The sequence below is a fragment of the Microbacterium sp. Y355 genome (assembly GCF_059445345.1).
This window is the reverse complement of sequence record NZ_JCAIUD010000001.1, coordinates 3351865-3369349: the sequence shown is the minus strand read 5'-3', so window position 1 is coordinate 3369349 and position 17485 is coordinate 3351865. Positions and strand designations below refer to the sequence as shown.

Genomic DNA, 17485 nt, shown 5'->3' with positions numbered 1-17485 from the left:
GGGTCAGCCCCGCTCGAGATCGAGAGAGCGAGCCCTGACCTGCTCGACGTGTCGGCGCATGAGTGCCTCCGGCGCGTCGGGGTCATCCCCCGCGAAGGCGTCGGCAATCGCCTCATGCTCTGCGATCGCCTCACGAACGTCGGTGACACCGTGCAGCACCGACTGGCGCATCCGGTGCAGTTGCGCTCCAAGCGACTCGGACATCTCGGTCAGGTAGCGGTTGCCGCAGTGCAGGAAAATGACTCGGTGAAACGCAGCATCCGCGGCGAAGTAGGCGGTCGTCAACGTGACGTCCGTCGTTCCGGCACGGAGGGCCGTGATCACCTTCCCACCGATCTGGCGATGGTCATCCTCCGCAGCGCGAAGCTCTGCGAGCATCGCCGGCGACGCGGGGGTGGCCAGGCGTGCAGCGTGCGATTCGAGCATGATGCGCGCGTCGAACAGCTCCTGCAACTGCGCGGCGCCGAGCGGAGGAGCGACCCGGTAGCCCTTGAGGGCCTCCCTCGTCACTAATCCGGTCCGTTCGAGCTGGACCATCGCTTCGCGCACCGGAGTCTGCGAGACATCAAGCTGGCGGGCGATCGTGTCGATGGACAGGCGCGCGCCAGGAGCCGCGTCACCGCTCAGCAGGAGCTGCAGGATGCGATCGTAGACGCGGTCGCGCAAGCCTCTGCGCTCGATCGTGCTTTCCAACCCGCGTAGGCCGCCGTCGATTTCCGTGACCATCGTGCTTCTCCCTCTCATTCTGCGGCCGGTCAGGCCGTCAGAAAACCCACTTCGTCGAGGATGTCACGGAACGCGGAGGGTTCGTGCGCGAAGCGACCGAGGAACAGCCCATCCACGCTGTCCGCGATCTGCGTCAGCAGCCCAGGTCCCGCGCTGCCGCCGTAGATGACAAACGCCCCTCCAGCCCAATGCGCCAGGTATGTTCGGAGCCGACCGCACACGTCCCGGATGTGCTCTGGATGAGCGGGCTCTGGCGCACCGATCGCCCAGACGGGTTCATATGCGACCACGATCGGACCCGCGACACCCGCTTGTTCCGCGACGGCGAGGGCCGAGCGGATCTGGCCGATACAAACCTCTGCCGCGTCCGCGGGGTCAAGGAGTTCAGACTCGCCGATACAGAGAATAGGGGTGAGGGCGTTCCGCAGCACCGCATGCACCTTCGCAGCGACGACGTCGTCCGTCTCGCCGAACATCCGGCGCCGCTCGGCGTGGCCGACCTCCACGAATCGGCATCCCAGTTCCGCGAGAACTGCGGCCGACACCTCACCGGTGAATGCACCGACATCCTCGGTCGCGGCATCCTGTGCCCCCACCTCGAGCACACCACCATGAGCTTCAGATGCCTCAAGGCAGGCAGGGATCGACGGATACTGCGGGATCACGAACGCCGTCAGCGACGCGCGCGCTGGGTGCGCCTCAACGATCGACGCCACCTCTGATGCCCACGCCACAGTCTCCGCGAGGGAGAAGTACATCTTCAGGCTGGCGCCGATGAGCATCTCTGCGCCTCAGCTGCCCTCGTAGGCGCAGATTTCGCGCACCTTTTCGGCCGAAGCACTCTGCGGATCGAAGGTGTACGTGAGCCACTCCGCCGCGAGACGGCGGGCGAGCTCAATGCCGATCACTCGCTGTCCCATGCAGAGCACCTGGGCGTCATTGGAGAGCACCGAACGCTCCACGCTGAACGAGTCGTGCGCGGTGACGGCGCGGATGCCGGACACCTTATTCGCCGCGATCGCCACGCCGAGCCCCGTACCGCAGAGCAGGATGGCGCGGTCCGCATCTCCTGCGGCGACCCGTTCGGCCGCAGTCGTCGCGATCTTGGGGTAGTTCGTGTGCCCGTCCGCGTCGACGCCGACATCGACGACCTCCGCGACGAGCGGGTTGGCCAGGAGGTCAGCCTTGATGCGTTCCTTGTACTCGAATCCTGCGTCGTCCGAGCCGATTACCAATCGAAGTGCCATTTCAGTCATCCCCTTTCAGGATGTGGAGAACCGTGTGTGAGATGAGTGCGAAGGAGACCGCCCCGGGGTCGCGCGTGCCCAGGCTCTTGTCTCCGTGCGCGCGTGAGCGTCCGAGTTTCGCGGTCAGCTGGGCGGTAGCTTCAGCGGCCGAGGTGGCGGCATCCGCCGCATCCGACCACGCTTCGGCGAGGGCAGCGCCCTCGTTCAGGCGATCGACCAGCCGGTCGGCGAAGGGGACGATCGCATCGATCATCGTCTTGTCCCCCGGCTTCGCCTTGCCGAAGGACATGACAGCATCCTTCATGCCGGTCACTCCGGAGCCGACGGCGTGCTTGTCTACGGCCTCGTCGTCGCCGAGCACCGCACCCAGCGCGACCAGCATCTCGCCCCAGATCGCGCCGGATGTGCCACCGCCCTTGTCGGCCCATGCATCGCCAGCGTGCTGCAGTGCGGTGCGCGCGCCAGCACCAGCCTCGATCGCCTGCGCAGCCGCGGCGGCTGCCGCACGGCTGCCGCGCTGCATCCCGATTCCGTGATCGCCATCACCGGCGATGCGGTCAAGCCGACCGAGCTCTTCTGCCTCAGCATCCAACATCAGTGCCATAGCGGTGAGGGAGCGACCGACCGTGCGGGCGGCATCCTGCGATGCTTCGCTCGCTGGTGCAATGACGACTTCCTCAGCCTCGCTCTGCGTCACTTCGACGGCGATGCGACCCTCGACCGCACCCCGGCGGAACGCGGGGGTGTCGCACGGCGCGTTCCAGAGTTCTTCCAATTCGGCGTCAAGCCAGAGCAGCGTGAGCGAGACGCCTGCCATGTCGAAGCTCGTGCAGAACTCCCCCACTTCCGGCGAGACCACCACGACTCCTGCCTCGGCGAGGAGGCGATCGACGGCGCCGTAGACGACGAAGAGCTCCTCGTACTTCACGCTGCCGAGTCCGTTCAGAATCGGCACGACTCTGGCACCCTCGAGGGCGACCCCATCCGGGATCTCTGCGAGCAGGGACGAGACGAACAAAGCGGCGAGTTCTGCTGCGGTCGGAATGTCGACCTCGTCGATTCCAGGCTCCCCATGGATGCCGAGGCCGACGGCCATGCGCCCCTCCGGCACAGTGAACAGCGGCTCCTGCGCACCGGGAAGAGTGCAGCCGCTGAAGGCGACGCCCAGAGAACGGGTGCGCTCGTTCGAGAGCTGCGCGGCACGCTCGACACCGTCGAGGTCGTACCCGGCTTCGGCCGCGGCGCCGGCGATCTTGAAGACGACGAGATCCCCCGCGATGCCGCGGCGCTTCTCGCGCTCGGAGGCCGGGGCGCTGGAGATGTCATCGGTCACGGTGACGGTGCGGCAGTCGATTCCCGCCGTTCGCATCCGCTCCTGTGCCTGCGTGAAATGCAGGACGTCGCCGGCGTAGTTCCCGTAGCTCAGCAGCACACCTCTGCCCTCGTGTGCAGCCGTGGCCACCGAGTGCACCTGGTGCGCAGAAGGCGAGGCGAAGAGGTTACCCATGGCGGCCCCATGTGCGAGGCCTGGGCCCACGAGACCGGCGAATGCCGGGTAATGCCCACTGCCACCGCCGATAACCACCGAGACGGTGGGTTCTGCACCGCGGGTGGAGCGGACGACGCCGCCTGTCACCGGGCGGACCCACCGCGACGAGGCCGCGACGAAGCCAGCCACCGAATCGTCGGCAAAGTCGTCCGGGTCGTTGAACAAGCGCGTCATTGCGGTCTCCTCTGAGCGAAAAAGGGTGCACGTGGGCATTCCACCGACGTAATCCTATAGGAAATGGGATAGCTCTGCCGAGAATGCGCTGAAACCGATCCCCCTCTGAGTCATTTGTATGCATAGGAATAGAAATGCCTGATATGTGTTGTACTGGATATACGGCCACAGCACCGTGCTGGCGGCTGTTCACTGAGGAAAGAGGACATCATGACTCGTTTCGAAGGTCGCGTCGCACTGGTCACAGGCGGCGCCAGCGGAATCGGCAAGGCGACAGCGCTTCGCATCGCATCCGAGGGCGGAACGGTCGTGGTCGCCGACGTGCAGGATGAGCTCGGCGGACAGGTCGTCGCAGAAATCGAGAAGAACGGCGGCACTGGCCTGTTCGTCCATCTCGACGTCACCAGCGAAGACGGCTGGACCGAAGCCGTGGCAAAGACTGTCGATGCATTCGGCGGATTGAACATCCTCGTGAACAACGCCGGCATCGGTGACACCGAGCCGATCGAAGTCACCACGCTCGCAACCTGGGACAAGGTCGTCGCGGTCACGCAGACCAGCGTCTTCCTCGGTATGAAGGCCGCAGCCGACGCTCTCAAGAAGAGCGGCAACGGTGCCGTGGTGAACATCAGCTCGATGTACGGCATCGTCGGTTCTGGCGTGAGTCCCGCCTACCACGCAGCCAAGGGTGCGGTCCGTCTGCTCACCAAGACCACGGCTCTGGGTTGGGCGAAGGAGGGCGTGCGTGTGAACTCCGTGCACCCCGGATTCATCGACACCCCGATCCTCGGCGACGCCGACCGCGACATGCTGATCGCAGGTACGCCGATGGGCAGGCTCGGTAAGCCGGAGGAAATGGCCGCACTGATCGCCTTCGTCGCCAGCGACGACGCCAGCTTCGCCACCGGTGCAGAGTTCGTCGCAGATGGCGGCGTGACCGCCGGCTAGGTTCTCTGCCCGACCCGCAGCATCGGCGTCGCGCCCTACCGCCGGCGCCCCTAGCCGCGGCGCCCTACATCGGCGCCCCCTGCTGGCGTCGAGGCCCCTCGGTACCTACGTCGCTATCCGGAGGCGTCGGCGAGAACAAGGGGCGTCGGCGTCAGTGGGCGGGGCGCCGGGGCGGCCAGCGGCCGAGTTAGCGCAGCAGGCCCAGGCTCGCGAGAGCGAGGCGGATGAGCGTGCCTCGGCCGCCCTCCATCTCCGCGGCGACGGCATCGGATGCCGCCTCCTCCGGTGAGAACCAGGTCACTTCGAGCGCATCCTGACGCGGCTCGCAGGTGCCTGTCACCGGCACCACGAACGCCAGCGACACCGCATGCTGGCGGTCGTCGTGAAAGGCGCTGACCCCCGGCATAGGGAAGTACTCGGCGACTGTGAATGGCAACGGCTGCGGCGGCAGCAGGGGGAAGGCCATCGGCCCGAGATCGTTCTCGATGTGCCGGAACAGCGCATCGCGCACCGGTTCGCCGTAGCGCACTCGCCCCGAAACAATGGTGCGGGTCATCTCGCCCAGCGGCGTGGACCGCAACAGGATGCCGATCTCGCTCACTTGGCCTGACCCGTCGGTGCGCACCGGAATCGCTTCGACGTACAGCATGGGTATGCGTCGTCGCGCCTCAGCCAGCTCGACCTCGCTCAGCCAGCCTGGGTTGCTCGCGTCCGCGGGCAGCTCACTGAACTGAGAGAGATCGTCATCGGAGTCCTCAGGGTCCGGATCAGGTGTACGCACAGACATGTCTCCTTTCTACCAGTGTCAGCGCCTGCTGGCAGGATGGTGTGTGTGAGCGAGAACCTGACACTCGACGCGGATGCTACGCGCTGGGCCCCCGACAACCGTGAAGGCCTGCCGTTGCTCGTGCTTTTGCACGGCTATGGCGCAGACGAGCACGACCTGTTCGGACTCGTCCCCTACTTGCCTGAGCGCATCGCGGTGGCGTCCGTCGCGGCGCCTCTGACGCCGCCATGGCCGGCGCCCGGACGCTCGTGGTATCCGATCGACGGTCTGAACGGCCGAGATTCGGATGCTGTGACCCACGCCGCGCGTGCCGTGCTCAGCTGGCTGGATGCCCACGCCGGCGATGCACCGACTGCCAAGGCCGGCGAGTCGCCGAGGATCGCGTTGCTCGGCTTCTCACAGGGCGCCGCCGTGTCGCTACAGGCGCTGCGACTGGATGCCGCGCGCTTCGGCGCTGTCGTCGCACTCAGCGGCTACGCCTCCCCCGGTGAGTTGCCCGACGATGAGGCGCTGCGCGAATCACGTCCACCGGTGTTCTGGGGTCGAGGCACGAATGACGATGTGATTCCCGCGCCACTGATCGACCACACTTCTCAGTGGCTGCCTGATCACTCCGAACTCACCGGACGCGTCTACCCCGGCCTCACCCACAGCATCTCCGAGGGCGAACTGCTCGACGTGAAGATCTTCCTGGAGAAGTGGCGGGACGGCTCAGCGGACTGAGCCGGGGTCATCCTCGTCAGGAAGGCCTTCTGGGTCGTCTGCTGAATCATCGTCAGCCGTCCTGCGTCCCCGCCCCACCGAACCGATCGCAATCGCGACCACCACACCACTGGCGATCCCGATCCCGATTCCCACACCCATGTTGTCCAGCGCCGACCCCGTGGCGACGCCGACCCCCATGCCGATGGCGATGCCCGCACCCCAGCTCATGCGCTGGCGCATCTCGCTGCCGCTCATCTCGTTATCAGCCATGACTCCACCGTACGAGCTTGGCGATGCCGCGGCATCCTCCGAGCGACGGATCTGGTGATGCGGCAGCTCAGCGACTCTTTCCACCACCTGGCACGTCGACGTCAGCCCAGACAAGCCGGTGATCGCTGGAGGGGAACGGGTAGACGCCGGTCAGGCGCGAGAGGGAGTCGTCGGACTCCGGCCAGAAGACCCCCGAGGCGACGATGCGGATCTGGCGACTGGGCAGCACGTAGTCCACGCGGATGTTTCCCGGCGGCTCGGAGAAGTCCGCCGTGTCCTGTGCCGAGTCGCCGACATGCTCGAGGTTGATTCCCCCCTGCAGTTCGGACGCCTCGACCGCGCCCGGGCTGGTCGGTACGGTGGCGGTGTTCACGCGGGGATTCTCGAGGAGTTGCTGGATAGCGCCGTCCGTGGAGTCGCCGTCGTTCGGGTCGGCGTTCTGATCGCCGGCGATCACGAAGAGCTCATTGCGCCCGAGTCCACCGCTGCGGCCCTGATCGTCGACGATGTACGACCCCGCCTTGCCCCCGGCGACATAGTCGGCCCAGAGGCGGATCTCATCGTGGTTGCGTCGGCCGTTGCGGTCCTCCGCGCCGTCGAAGGTCGGCGGGGTCGGATGTGAGACGAGCAAGTGCACGGTCTTGTTCTTCGACACCTGGATCGGCACGTCCCAATGCGACTTGCTCGACAGGGGGAACTGCGCGAGCTCCTCAGGTGAATAGAAATCCGCGGGCTCCGGTGTCGAGGGATCGTCCGGGAGAAGGGCGCCGGGCATATCCGACCAGAGCAAGTTCTGGAACGTGCGGATCGCGTCCTGCTCGATCGGGTACTTCGAGTAGACGGCCATGCCGTACTGACCAGGGAAGAGACCGAAGCCCCAGGCGTCGTCGCCCCCGGAGATCGCGCCATCGTTGTTCAGATCGAACCCACTGGGCACTCCGGTGTTGACCGGGGCAGAGTATCGGTACGCGTATTCGACGGGCTCCGCGTCGCCATGCGGCACCGACAGGTAGTTCTCCTGGAACAACCGCAGGGCGTCGCCCTCGGCGGCGTAGTCGAACTCGTTGATCAGGAGCACATCGGGGTTCGAATGCTGGATGATCTCGGCAATGACATCTGCCTGCGCGTTACCAGGAACAGAGAGATCGGCGACGAGCGCACCTTCGGTGCCTCGATTGAGCGAGGCGTTGAAGGTGGCGAAGCGCAACTCAGCATCTCCGTGCGCTGCGTGAGGAGGTTTCGAGTGCGGAGGTGCGGCCACGGCCGGGGCGGCGGCCACTACGGCGGCACTGACGACCAGGAGGCTTGCGAGAGCAGCCGCGCGGACGCGGAGATGCGTGATCATGCGGGCCACGCTAACTCGAAACTGTGACATTCAGAAGACCGCTCGGTGAACGGATGACGATCGCGACACGCCCGAGGGTTGTGATGCGCGACACGCCCGGGTAGCATCGAAAAGTCCTGTCCGCCGTGTTTGGAAGTTCATTGATCTGATCTGTCGCCCCCGCGCTCCTCTTTCCGCGCGCTGACACGACGATCCTTCCCACCGGTTTCGCCTCCGCCTTCTCGGCGTCGAGCGGCGACCCGTGTCAGTGCATCCGCACATCTTCGGGAGACACCCATGTCAACACCCACCATTCACGCATCGGTCACCCTTGACCGCCTCACCTTCACCTGGCCGGACGGCTCCACCGTGCTCGACCGGCTCACCGGCTCATTCGGCAGCGGACGCACCGGCCTGGTCGGACGCAACGGTTCAGGCAAGTCCACCCTGCTGCGCCTGATCGCTGGCGACCTGTCCCCGACATCGGGGTTCATCACCGCCACCGGCGATGTCGCATATCTGCCGCAGCGTCTCACGCTCGACACCGATCGACGAGTCGCCGAGCTTCTCGGCGTCGCGGATGCCCTCGACGCCGTACGTGCCATCACCGCCGGCGACGTCGCACCCGAGCACTTCGACGCCGTCGGCGACGACTGGGACATCGAGGCACGCGCGGAGGTGTCATTGGCAGAGGCAGGTCTTGATCCGTCGTTCCTCGAGCGCAACGTCGGCGAACTCTCCGGTGGCGAAGCGGTACTCGTCGCGATTGCCGGCATCCGTCCTCGGCGAGCGCCGATCACGCTACTGGACGAGCCGACCAATAACCTCGACCGTGACGCCAGAGCGAAGCTCGCCGACATGGTGCGCTCTTGGAAGGGAACCCTGATCGTCGTCAGCCACGACGTGTCATTGCTCGAGCTGATGGAGGACACCGCCGAGCTGTACGCACACACGCTGAGTGTGTTCGGTGGCCCGTACTCCGCGTGGCGCGCGTGGCTGGATGGCGAGCAGAACGCCGCACGTCAGGCCGAACGCGATGCCAAGCAGACATTTAAAAAGGAAAAGCGTCAGCGGATCGAGGCCGAGACAAAGCTCGCAGGCCGCGCACGTATGGCGAACAAGGCGTTCGTTGAGAAGCGCGTGCCGAAGATCGTCGCTAACGGCCGAAAGATGGCCGCCCAGGTGTCAGCAGGAAAGCTGCGCACCGAGGTCGCGGAGAAAGAGGATGACGCGCGCGCAGCGCTCGACGAGGCCGGTCGGCGGGTGCGCGGTGATGCATCGATGAAGATCGAGCTGCCCGATCCAGGAGTCTCACGTTCTCGCCGCATCGCCACGATCAGCGACGGAGAGATGTCGTGGGTGATCCAGGGGCCCGAGCGGGTGGCACTGATCGGCCGGAACGGCGTCGGCAAGACGACGCTGCTCCAGCGACTGGTGGCTGATGCCGTTCACAACTCCTCAGAAATGCCGCGGATCGACCTAGATCGGCCGAATCCCCTCCAGACTGGCGATTCTTTGAGGAGTTATGAACCGAAAGTGCGGGCGACCTCCCACACCGACCGCATCGGGTACCTGCCGCAGCGGATCGATGGGCTCGACGAATCCCGTTCGGTGGTCGAGAACATCGCCGAGGCTGCGCCGAACATTCCCGAGAAGGAACTACGCAATCGCCTGGCCCGCTTCCTCATTCGAGGCGACACGAGCGATCGCCCGGTAGCCACGCTGTCCGGCGGCGAGCGCTTCCGTGTGGCCCTGGCGAAGTTGCTGTTGGCTGACCCTGCGCCACACCTCGTGGTCTTGGATGAACCGACAAACAATCTCGACCTCGACACGGTCGATCAGCTCGTCGATGCTCTGCGCGCGTACCGCGGTGCGGTGCTGGTCGTGAGCCACGACGACGCCTTCCTCGCGCGGCTCGAGCTTGACCTCACACTGGAGATCGACGGGCAGGGGTTTTGTCGAACGGTCACGCAAGGCAGGATGGGAGCATGAATCCTCTCGTACGACCCCGGCAGGGTCGCGTCATCGCAGGAGTGTGCGCCGCGCTCGCCACACGGTTCGGCGTCACCCCGACGACGGTTCGCGTGATCACGGTGCTTGCCGTGCTGTTCGCCGGATTGTCGCTCTGGGCATACATCCTGCTCTGGGTCATCGTTCCAAGCGAACCCTGATCCGTGGGCGATCTCCCAGCAAATCCGTGATCGAGCGTTGAGGACCGCTGGCGATCACAGCTCTCGGAGCCAGGTGTGCCCCGGAATCGTCCGCTCGAGCGTGCGTCGCAGCCAGTCACGACGTGCGGCGTCGAGGAACGGCAGGGTGGCGGCGAAGTCGACCTCATCCTTGGGGCGTTGCCCCTTAGCCTTGTAAAGAAGCTGGATCTCTGGTTGCAGATAGCGGATGCCATCGCGCGCCCAGAGCGCGTCGGCCATCGGTAGTCGGATTGTCGAGTCGCGCCTGTAGACCCATTCCTCAGTTCTGCCAGGGCTCAGGAGAATGTCATATTCCCAGGGGTGCGCGGCATCAGGACGGGTCCAGAGCTGCCCGCATCCTTCTGGCAGGAGATCATCGGCGGACGCATTCGGGCGCTCGTCGGCGGCCAGAGGTTTCAACGCGCCCGAGAAGGCGGCCCACACATGCAGGCGTCCGGCGAGATGGCTGCGGAGAAGGGCGAGATCTGCGCGCAACGCTGACGGATCGAGATCCTCATGATGACGACTCACCCCGCTGAAGGCCTCGAGTGCCCAGCCTCCGGCGATCCACCAGACGCCTGGATACCCCTCGAACAGACGGGCCGCGTCCGCTGGTGTGCGCGGCGCCCACGTTCCGTAGAGACTCTCGAACGCGGAATCATCCATGAAGCCACGCTACTGGGAATCCAGTGCGCCATCGCGGACGGTCAGAACGGATCCTGCACCGACGAGCCGGATGTCAGTCCCACCCTGGATGATGGAGGGATGGGTGACGCTTCGACAGGCTCGGCGCAACATGTGCTCGACCGTTTTACCCCGGCGACCCAAGACTGGTTCCGGGGTGCGTTCGCTGCGCCGACGAACGCTCAGGTCGGCGCGTGGGAGGCAATTTCGGCTGGAAAGCACGCACTCGTCGTCGCACCGACCGGATCAGGCAAGACCCTGTCGGCGTTCCTCTGGGCCATCGACAGCGTGTTTCGGGAGAAAGCGGATGCCACCGGTCTCGCCGAGTCTGGCCCTGCCAAGCCCGACGCTGCGCGCACGCGCATCCTCTACATCTCGCCCCTGAAGGCGCTCGGCGTCGACGTCGAACGCAACCTGCGCTCCCCGCTCGTCGGTATCGGCCAGTCCGCGCGCCGACTCGGAATCGCGGCCCCGACCGTGACCGTTGGCGTGCGCTCCGGCGACACCACATCCAGCGATCGCCGCAAGCTCGTCACGAACCCGCCCGACATCCTCATCACCACGCCGGAATCGCTCTATCTGATGCTCACCAGCCGCGCTGGCGAGACGCTGCGCGATGTGCACACGGTGATCATCGACGAGGTGCACGCCGTTGCGGCCACAAAACGTGGCGCGCACCTCGCGGTGAGCCTCGAGAGACTCGATTCCCTGCGTCGAGCGGCGCGATCGGATGCCGTGCCCGCACAGCGCATCGGCCTCTCAGCGACCGTGCGCCCCATCGACGAAGTGGCACGCTTCCTCGGTGGATCGGCGCCCGTCGAGATCGTGGCACCGCGAGCGTCGAAGACGTTCGAACTGAGCGTGGTCGTTCCGATGGACGACATGTCCAATCCGCCGCCTCCACCCGGCGCAGCATCCACGAATGATGACCCGGCCGAATACACAGAGGTGACCGGGTCGGTCTGGCCGCACGTCGAAGAGGCGATCGTCGACCGCATCCTCGAGAACAACTCCACAATCGTGTTCGCGAACTCGCGGCGTCTTGCCGAGCGACTCACCGGCAGGCTCAATGAGATCTACTCAGAGCGCATCGGAGCCCCACTCCCGGTGTCGACAGCCCCACCCGCTCAGATGATGGCTCAGGCAGGCGCAACCGCCGGCGCCGATCCTGTGCTCGCCAAAGCCCACCACGGCTCCGTTTCCAAGGAGCAGCGCGCGCTCGTCGAGGAAGAACTGAAATCCGGCATCCTGCGCTGCGTCGTCGCGACCAGCAGTCTCGAACTCGGCATCGACATGGGAGCGGTCGACCTCGTCATCCAGGTCGAGGCGCCTCCGTCCGCGGCATCCGGTCTGCAACGCGTCGGCCGGGCGGGGCACCAGGTCGGCGAAATCAGTCGGGCGGCGCTCTTCCCGAAGCATCGCGGCGACGTGCTGCACACCGCGATCGTGACCGAGCGGATGCTGGCAGGCAAGATCGAAGCAATCGCCGTGCCGCGCAATCCGCTCGATATCCTTGCGCAGCAGACCGTCGCGGCCTGCGCGCTCGCGCCGATCAGTGTCGAGGAATGGTTCGACACGGTCAGGCGGTCGGCGCCGTTCCAGGCGTTGCCCCGCTCGGCCTATGAAGCCACGCTCGATCTGCTGGCCGGACGATTCCCCTCTGACGAGTTCGCCGAGTTGCGTCCGCGCCTGGTCTGGGACCGGGATGCCGGAACGCTGACCGGCAGGCCAGGCGCTCAGCGGATCGCCGTGACCAGTGGCGGCACGATCCCCGACCGCGGGCTGTTCGCTGTTTTCGTCGCCGGCGAGGGTGCAGGACGGCGCGTCGGCGAACTCGATGAGGAGATGGTCTACGAGTCGCGCGTCGGCGACGTCTTCACGCTCGGCACAACGAGTTGGCGCATCGCCGAGATCACACACGACCGCGTGAACGTGCTCCCCGCGTACGGGCAGCCGGGAAAAGTGCCGTTCTGGCACGGCGACGGCATCGGCCGGCCCTACGAACTCGGCGAGGCGCTCGGTGCGTTCTCCCGGGAGGTGTCTGCCGCCACTCCGGAGAAAGCGGCGCAGCGACTGATTGAAGCCGGTCTCGACGAGCAGGCACGCATGAACCTTCTCGCGCATCTGCACGAACAACGAGAAGCCACCGGCACCCTCCCGACCGACCGCACGCTCACCGTCGAGCGTGGTCGTGACGAGGTCGGTGACTGGCGAGTCATCTTGCATTCCCCATATGGCATGAAGGTGCACGCGCCCTGGGCGCTAGCGGTCAACGCACGAGTCCGCGAGCGCCTCGGCGTCGAAGGATCGGCGGTCGCAAGCGACGACGGCATCATCGTTCGGATTCCGGATGCTGACGCCGAACCGCCGGGTGCTGAACTGTTCGTGTTCGACGCTGACGAGATCGAGCATCTCGTCACAGAAGAGGTCGGCGGGTCAGCGCTGTTCGCCTCGCGCTTCCGCGAGTGCGCAGCGCGCGCACTGCTGATGCCGCGAATGAATCCGAACAAGCGCACACCGCTCTGGCAGCAGCGACAGCGCTCGGCGCAGCTGCTGGAAGTGGCGCGCCGGCATCCAACTTTCCCTGTGATCCTCGAGACGCTACGCGAAGTACTGCAGGACGTTTACGATCTCCCGTCGCTGCGCCGTCTCACGACCGCGATCGCCGAGCGCAAGGTCAGGCTCGTCGAGACAGAACCAGCGCAGCCCTCGCCGTACGCGCGCGATCTGCTCTTCGGATACGTCGGCGCCTTCATGTACGAGGGCGACTCGCCGCTGGCCGAACGCCGGGCCGCGGCCCTGTCGGTGGATCCAGCCCTGCTCGGCGAGTTGCTGGGCACGGTCGAGCTGCGCGAACTGCTCGACCCCGATGTGCTTGCGCAGTTCGAGCGCGAAGCCCAACGCCTCGACCCGGAGCGCCGAGTGCGCGGCCTCGAGGGCGTTGCCGACCTGATCCGAATGCTGGGGCCGATGGATGCGGGCGAGGTCGCCGCGCGGCTGGAAGTGCCCGCCGACGCTTCGGCGCACCTCGACGCCCTGGTCGCTGCACGCCGGGCGATCCCGGTGACGATCGCCGGCGCTCCACGTGTCGCCGCGATCGAAGATGCCGGCCGCCTGCGCGACGCCCTCGGGGTGGCGCTGCCCACCGGCATACCCGTTGCATTCCTTGAGCCCCTCACTGATCCGCTCGGCGACCTGGTCGCTCGCCATGCCCGCACGCACGGACCGTTCACGACGGATGCCGTCGCCACCCGGTTCGGAATCGGCGCCGCCGTCGCGCGTCACACTCTGCAGCGACTGGAGCACGCCGGACGCGTAACGAGCGGGTTCTTCCTGCCGGAGGCATCCGGCAGCGGGGCAGAGAACGAGTGGTGCGACACCGAAGTCCTGCGCCGTCTGCGGATGCGGTCGCTCGCCGCCATCCGCGGCAGCGTCGAACCCGTCGCCCCCGAGGCATACGCCCGATTCTTGCCCGACTGGCAGCACCTGACCCGTCCACTCGAGGGCGTCGACGGTGTACTTGCGGTGATCGAGCAGTTCGCCGGCGTGCCGATCCCGGCGAGCGCCTGGGAGTCGCTGGTGTTGCCCTCCCGCGTACGCGACTACTCCCCCGCGCTGTTGGACGAACTCACCGCAAGCGGCGAGGTGGTGTGGGCGGGACAAGGGACTCTGCCCGGCCGCGACGGATGGGTGTCACTGCATCCGGTGGATCTCGCGCCGTTCACCCTGCCAGAGCCCAGCACTCTCGGTGATGCGATCGCCGACGACTCACTCGAAGGACGCCTGTTGGAGGCTCTCAGCACAGGCGGCGCCTCGTTTGCCGCTCACCTGCGCGAGCGCGTTGGTGCCGAGAACGAGCAATCAGTGCTCGACGCACTGTGGACACTCACCTGGTCGGGACGCGTCACGAACGACACGTTCTCACCGGTACGCCAGCTGCTTGCCGGAGGATCGCAGGCACACAAGTCCGTACGGCGCGCACCACGCACTCGCACGTTCCGTGGCGTGTCGTTCACCGGGCAGACCCCACCGCGGCCGACGATCACCGGCGGGCGGTGGTCGGTGCTCCCTTCCACAGGCTCGGTGAGCGATCCCGCGGATGCCGCGCGGCGCGCGACCGTCACTGCCGGCCTTCTGCTGGATCGCTACGGCGTCGTCACGCGCGGCGCTGTGCAGGCGGAGGGTGTGCCTGGCGGTTTCGCTCAGGCGTACCGGATCCTCGCCGGTTTCGAGCAGGCGGGCCACTGCCGCCGCGGCTACGTGATCGAGAAGCTCGGTGCGGCACAGTTCGCGGCATCCGCCACTGTCGATCGGCTGCGTACGTTCGCGAACCTTGCCGATCCGGCACCGCTGCGTGCCATCACGCTCGCAGCGACCGACCCCGCGAACCCCTACGGTGCTGCCCTCGGCTGGCCACGCCGCGAGGGCGTCTCGCACCGACCCGGTCGCAAAGCCGGCGGGCTCGTCGTGCTCGTCGACGGCGCACTCGTGCTCTACCTCGAACGCGGCGGCCGCACCGTGTTGGCATTCGACGATGATCCAGAGGTGCTGCGTGCCGCGGCATCCGACCTTGCCGCCACGTCTCGTGCGCGCAGGCTCGAGACGCTCACCGTGGAAAAGGTCAACGGCGAGCCGATCTATGGCACCCTGTTCGCCAGCGTGCTGCAGGAAGCGGGTTTCGTACCGACTCCCCGCGGCTTCACGCTGCGCAAAGTGATCTAGACGAATGGATACGCTGTAGCCATGTTGCGTGAGTTCGGGATCGGCGTCGGCACCCTGTTGAAGGGCTTCCAGATGTGGAAGACCCACACCAAGCTCATGCTGCTGGGGCTCATCCCCGCATTCATCGCGTGGGCCGTGCTGCTGGCTGCACTCATTCCGCTGGGGTTCACCCTCGGACCGATCACCGACTGGGCGACGCCCTTTGCCGACGGCTGGGTCAGCCCCTGGCGTGAAACACTGCGCGTCGGGCTCGGCATCGTCATCTTCATCGCGGCGCTCGCACTCGCCGGCGCAGTGTTCACCGCCCTCACCCTCACGATCGGCGACCCGTTCTACCAACGCATCTGGCGCGGCGTCGAGCGGTCGCTCGGCGGTGATGAACCCACCGGAAAGACCGGGTTCTGGACCACCATCGGCGAGGGCATTCGGCTGGTAGTGCTCGGCATCCTGGTGGCGCTGCTCATCCTCGTGATCGGCTTCTTCCCGCTCGTCGGCGGTGTGCTCGCATCAGTCACCGGCGTTGTCCTCTCCGGCCGCCTCCTCGCCAGGGAACTCACCAGTCGCGCCTTCGACGCCCGAGGAATCACGACCTATACCCGCTCCGAATTGCTCGGCGCCGGACGCGCCAGGGTCATCGGCTTCGGCGTCGCAACCCAGCTGTGCTTCCTGATCCCCCTCGGCGCGATCGTGACGATGCCTGCGGCGGTCGCTGGGTCGACCATCCTCGCGCGAGCACTCACCGAGCGGGCCGCCGCTGAAGCAGTAGCGACCGGCCCGTCTCCCCATGCGTGAGACGACCAGCTATGCCTGAGACGACGACCACCCATGCCTGAGGGCGACACCGTCTATCGCACCGCGCGACGCCTTCATGACGCGCTCGCGGGGCACGAGGTCACCCGATTCGATCTGCGCGTCCCCGAGTTCGCAATCGCCGATCTGACCGGCGCCACCATTCTTGGCTGCGCTCCCCGCGGCAAACATCTGCTGCTGCGCATCGGCGATCACACTCTTCATTCTCATCTGCGCATGGACGGCGCCTGGCACCTCTATCGCCAGGGCGAGAAGTGGCGGCATCCGGCATTCAAAGTCCGCGCGATCGTCGGAATCGCAGAGCGTGACGCCGTCGGCGTCGACATCGCCGAGATCGAACTCCTTCCTACTCGCGACGAAGGCCGCCTGGTCGACTATCTGGGCCCCGATCCCCTCTCCGAGGATTGGGATGCCGCGGAAGCTGCCCGTCGCGTGAGCGCCGATTCGCGCAGCATCCATGTCGCCCTGCTTGACCAGCGCAATGTCGCCGGCTTCGGCAACGTGTATGCCGCCGAACTCCTCTTCCTGCGCGGAATCCTGCCGACGACGCCCGCCGCCGAGGTCGACACGCCAGCGCTCGTCGATCTCGGCGCACGCACGATCCGCGCCAACCGCGATCGACCGGAACGTACCTTCACCGGCCTCGCACGCCCCGGTCAGAACACCTGGGTGTACGGGCGCGTGAACCGCGCGTGCCGCCGGTGTGGCGCACGGATCCGGCGCGGTGAACAGGGTGCAGATCCCACCCGAGAACGCATCACCTTCTGGTGCCCGTCGTGTCAGAGCTGAGCAGCATCCCCATTCGGGAATGAAACGGGCCTTCCCGCGGTTGTTCATATATCCGGAGGTGTCCGGGAACGGAGGAATCTTGGGTAAGAACTACATCGACATCGAGAACGACCAGGGTACGACGTTGCGTTACCGCAAGCACGTCAATGGTCGCGGCCTAGTAGCGCACGGCGCGAAGGTGCATCCAAAGGCTGTCGTAGAAACCGGCGCCTATGTCGAACCTGGAGCGCGCATCGGCGCGGGAGCAATACTCGCACGCGGCGCATGGATCGAACCGGATGCCACGATCGGCGAAAACGCGTACATTGACGCGCACGCGCACATCGGTCAGGGTGCAGCCGTCGGCGACGGCGCTCACATCGGCGTCCGCACCGAGATCGGCGCTGGCGCACTCATCGCTCGCGGCGCACGCATCGGTGATGACGAGATCGTCGCCGCCGGGCTCCGCATCACCACCGACTTCAAGGGCCTCTGGTTGGCCGCCTGACACGGCGCCACCCAACCAACAACGACCCACCAACTAAAAGACCACGCCGAGACGACAGCAATGCGTCTCGGCGT

General features: G+C 66.3%; 16 protein-coding genes. 8 read left to right on the top strand and 8 right to left on the bottom strand.

Annotated features, from left to right (window positions below):
- Positions 1–3: 3 nt before the first annotated feature.
- The 4 genes from AC1C2O_RS16175 to AC1C2O_RS16160 are packed head-to-tail and all read right to left on the bottom strand — an operon-like array spanning position 4 to position 3696.
- Positions 4–726, bottom strand: a complete 723-nt coding sequence (locus AC1C2O_RS16175) for a GntR family transcriptional regulator (RefSeq protein WP_495431464.1) — start codon at positions 724–726, stop codon at positions 4–6.
- A 29-nt stretch (positions 727–755) separates the two neighbouring features.
- A complete protein-coding gene (locus tag AC1C2O_RS16170) occupies positions 756–1508 on the bottom strand; it encodes a triose-phosphate isomerase family protein (protein ID WP_495431463.1) in 753 nt (250 codons plus the stop codon).
- A 9-nt stretch (positions 1509–1517) separates the two neighbouring features.
- Positions 1518–1973: a ribose-5-phosphate isomerase gene (locus AC1C2O_RS16165; RefSeq protein ID WP_495431462.1), complete on the bottom strand. Its 456-nt coding sequence runs from the start codon at positions 1971–1973 to the stop codon at positions 1518–1520.
- A 1-nt stretch (position 1974) separates the two neighbouring features.
- Positions 1975–3696 (bottom strand): dihydroxyacetone kinase family protein, encoded by a 1722-nt coding sequence (locus AC1C2O_RS16160; protein ID WP_495431461.1) that lies wholly within the window; start codon positions 3694–3696, stop codon positions 1975–1977.
- Between the two features lie 210 nt (positions 3697–3906).
- Here AC1C2O_RS16160 and AC1C2O_RS16155 point away from each other — a divergent pair, with 210 nt between their 5' ends.
- Positions 3907–4644 carry an SDR family NAD(P)-dependent oxidoreductase gene (locus AC1C2O_RS16155; protein ID WP_495431460.1) on the top strand — a complete coding sequence of 246 codons (738 nt, stop codon included), beginning with the start codon at positions 3907–3909 and terminating at the stop codon, positions 4642–4644.
- 187 nt (positions 4645–4831) lie between these two features.
- Here AC1C2O_RS16155 and AC1C2O_RS16150 read toward each other — a convergent pair whose 3' ends face one another.
- Positions 4832–5431 carry a DUF4916 domain-containing protein gene (locus tag AC1C2O_RS16150; protein WP_495431459.1) on the bottom strand — a complete coding sequence of 200 codons (600 nt, stop codon included), beginning with the start codon at positions 5429–5431 and terminating at the stop codon, positions 4832–4834.
- Positions 5432–5467: 36 nt separating this feature from the next.
- Between AC1C2O_RS16150 and AC1C2O_RS16145 the strand changes: the two genes are divergently transcribed.
- Positions 5468–6154 (top strand): alpha/beta hydrolase, encoded by a 687-nt coding sequence (locus AC1C2O_RS16145; RefSeq protein ID WP_495431758.1) that lies wholly within the window; start codon positions 5468–5470, stop codon positions 6152–6154.
- Here AC1C2O_RS16145 and AC1C2O_RS16140 read toward each other — a convergent pair.
- The gene (locus tag AC1C2O_RS16140) at positions 6143–6406 is read right to left on the bottom strand and encodes a hypothetical protein (protein ID WP_495431458.1); all 264 of its coding nucleotides are present in this window, start codon (positions 6404–6406) and stop codon (positions 6143–6145) included. The two genes, AC1C2O_RS16145 and AC1C2O_RS16140, sit on opposite strands and share 12 nt — an antisense overlap.
- Positions 6407–6473: 67 nt before the next feature.
- Positions 6474–7751: an endonuclease/exonuclease/phosphatase family protein gene (locus tag AC1C2O_RS16135; protein WP_495431457.1), complete on the bottom strand. Its 1278-nt coding sequence runs from the start codon at positions 7749–7751 to the stop codon at positions 6474–6476.
- Between the two features lie 276 nt (positions 7752–8027).
- Between AC1C2O_RS16135 and AC1C2O_RS16130 the strand changes: the two genes are divergently transcribed.
- Both AC1C2O_RS16130 and AC1C2O_RS16125 read left to right on the top strand, forming a co-directional pair.
- Positions 8028–9722 (top strand): ABC-F family ATP-binding cassette domain-containing protein, encoded by a 1695-nt coding sequence (locus AC1C2O_RS16130; protein ID WP_495431456.1) that lies wholly within the window; start codon positions 8028–8030, stop codon positions 9720–9722.
- Positions 9719–9901, top strand: a complete 183-nt coding sequence (locus AC1C2O_RS16125; protein ID WP_495431455.1) for a PspC domain-containing protein — start codon at positions 9719–9721, stop codon at positions 9899–9901. Before AC1C2O_RS16130 ends, AC1C2O_RS16125 begins: the two co-directional genes overlap by 4 nt.
- A gap of 54 nt (positions 9902–9955) precedes the next feature.
- Here the strand turns inward: AC1C2O_RS16125 and AC1C2O_RS16120 are convergent, their stop codons facing one another.
- Complete coding sequence (locus tag AC1C2O_RS16120) at positions 9956–10585, bottom strand: hypothetical protein (protein WP_495431454.1); 630 nt, start codon at positions 10583–10585, stop codon at positions 9956–9958.
- Positions 10586–10684: 99 nt separating this feature from the next.
- Between AC1C2O_RS16120 and AC1C2O_RS16115 the strand changes: the two genes are divergently transcribed.
- The 4 genes from AC1C2O_RS16115 to AC1C2O_RS16100 all read left to right on the top strand — a co-directional run bounded on the left by AC1C2O_RS16115 (position 10685) and on the right by AC1C2O_RS16100 (position 17411).
- Complete coding sequence (locus tag AC1C2O_RS16115) at positions 10685–15325, top strand: ATP-dependent helicase (protein WP_495431453.1); 4641 nt, start codon at positions 10685–10687, stop codon at positions 15323–15325.
- Between the two features lie 21 nt (positions 15326–15346).
- The gene (locus AC1C2O_RS16110; RefSeq protein ID WP_495431452.1) at positions 15347–16117 is read left to right on the top strand and encodes an EI24 domain-containing protein; all 771 of its coding nucleotides are present in this window, start codon (positions 15347–15349) and stop codon (positions 16115–16117) included.
- A 33-nt stretch (positions 16118–16150) separates the two neighbouring features.
- Positions 16151–16924 (top strand): DNA-formamidopyrimidine glycosylase family protein, encoded by a 774-nt coding sequence (locus AC1C2O_RS16105; protein ID WP_495431451.1) that lies wholly within the window; start codon positions 16151–16153, stop codon positions 16922–16924.
- Positions 16925–17003: 79 nt separating this feature from the next.
- A complete protein-coding gene (locus tag AC1C2O_RS16100) occupies positions 17004–17411 on the top strand; it encodes a DapH/DapD/GlmU-related protein (RefSeq protein WP_495431450.1) in 408 nt (135 codons plus the stop codon).
- Positions 17412–17485 lie beyond the last annotated feature (74 nt).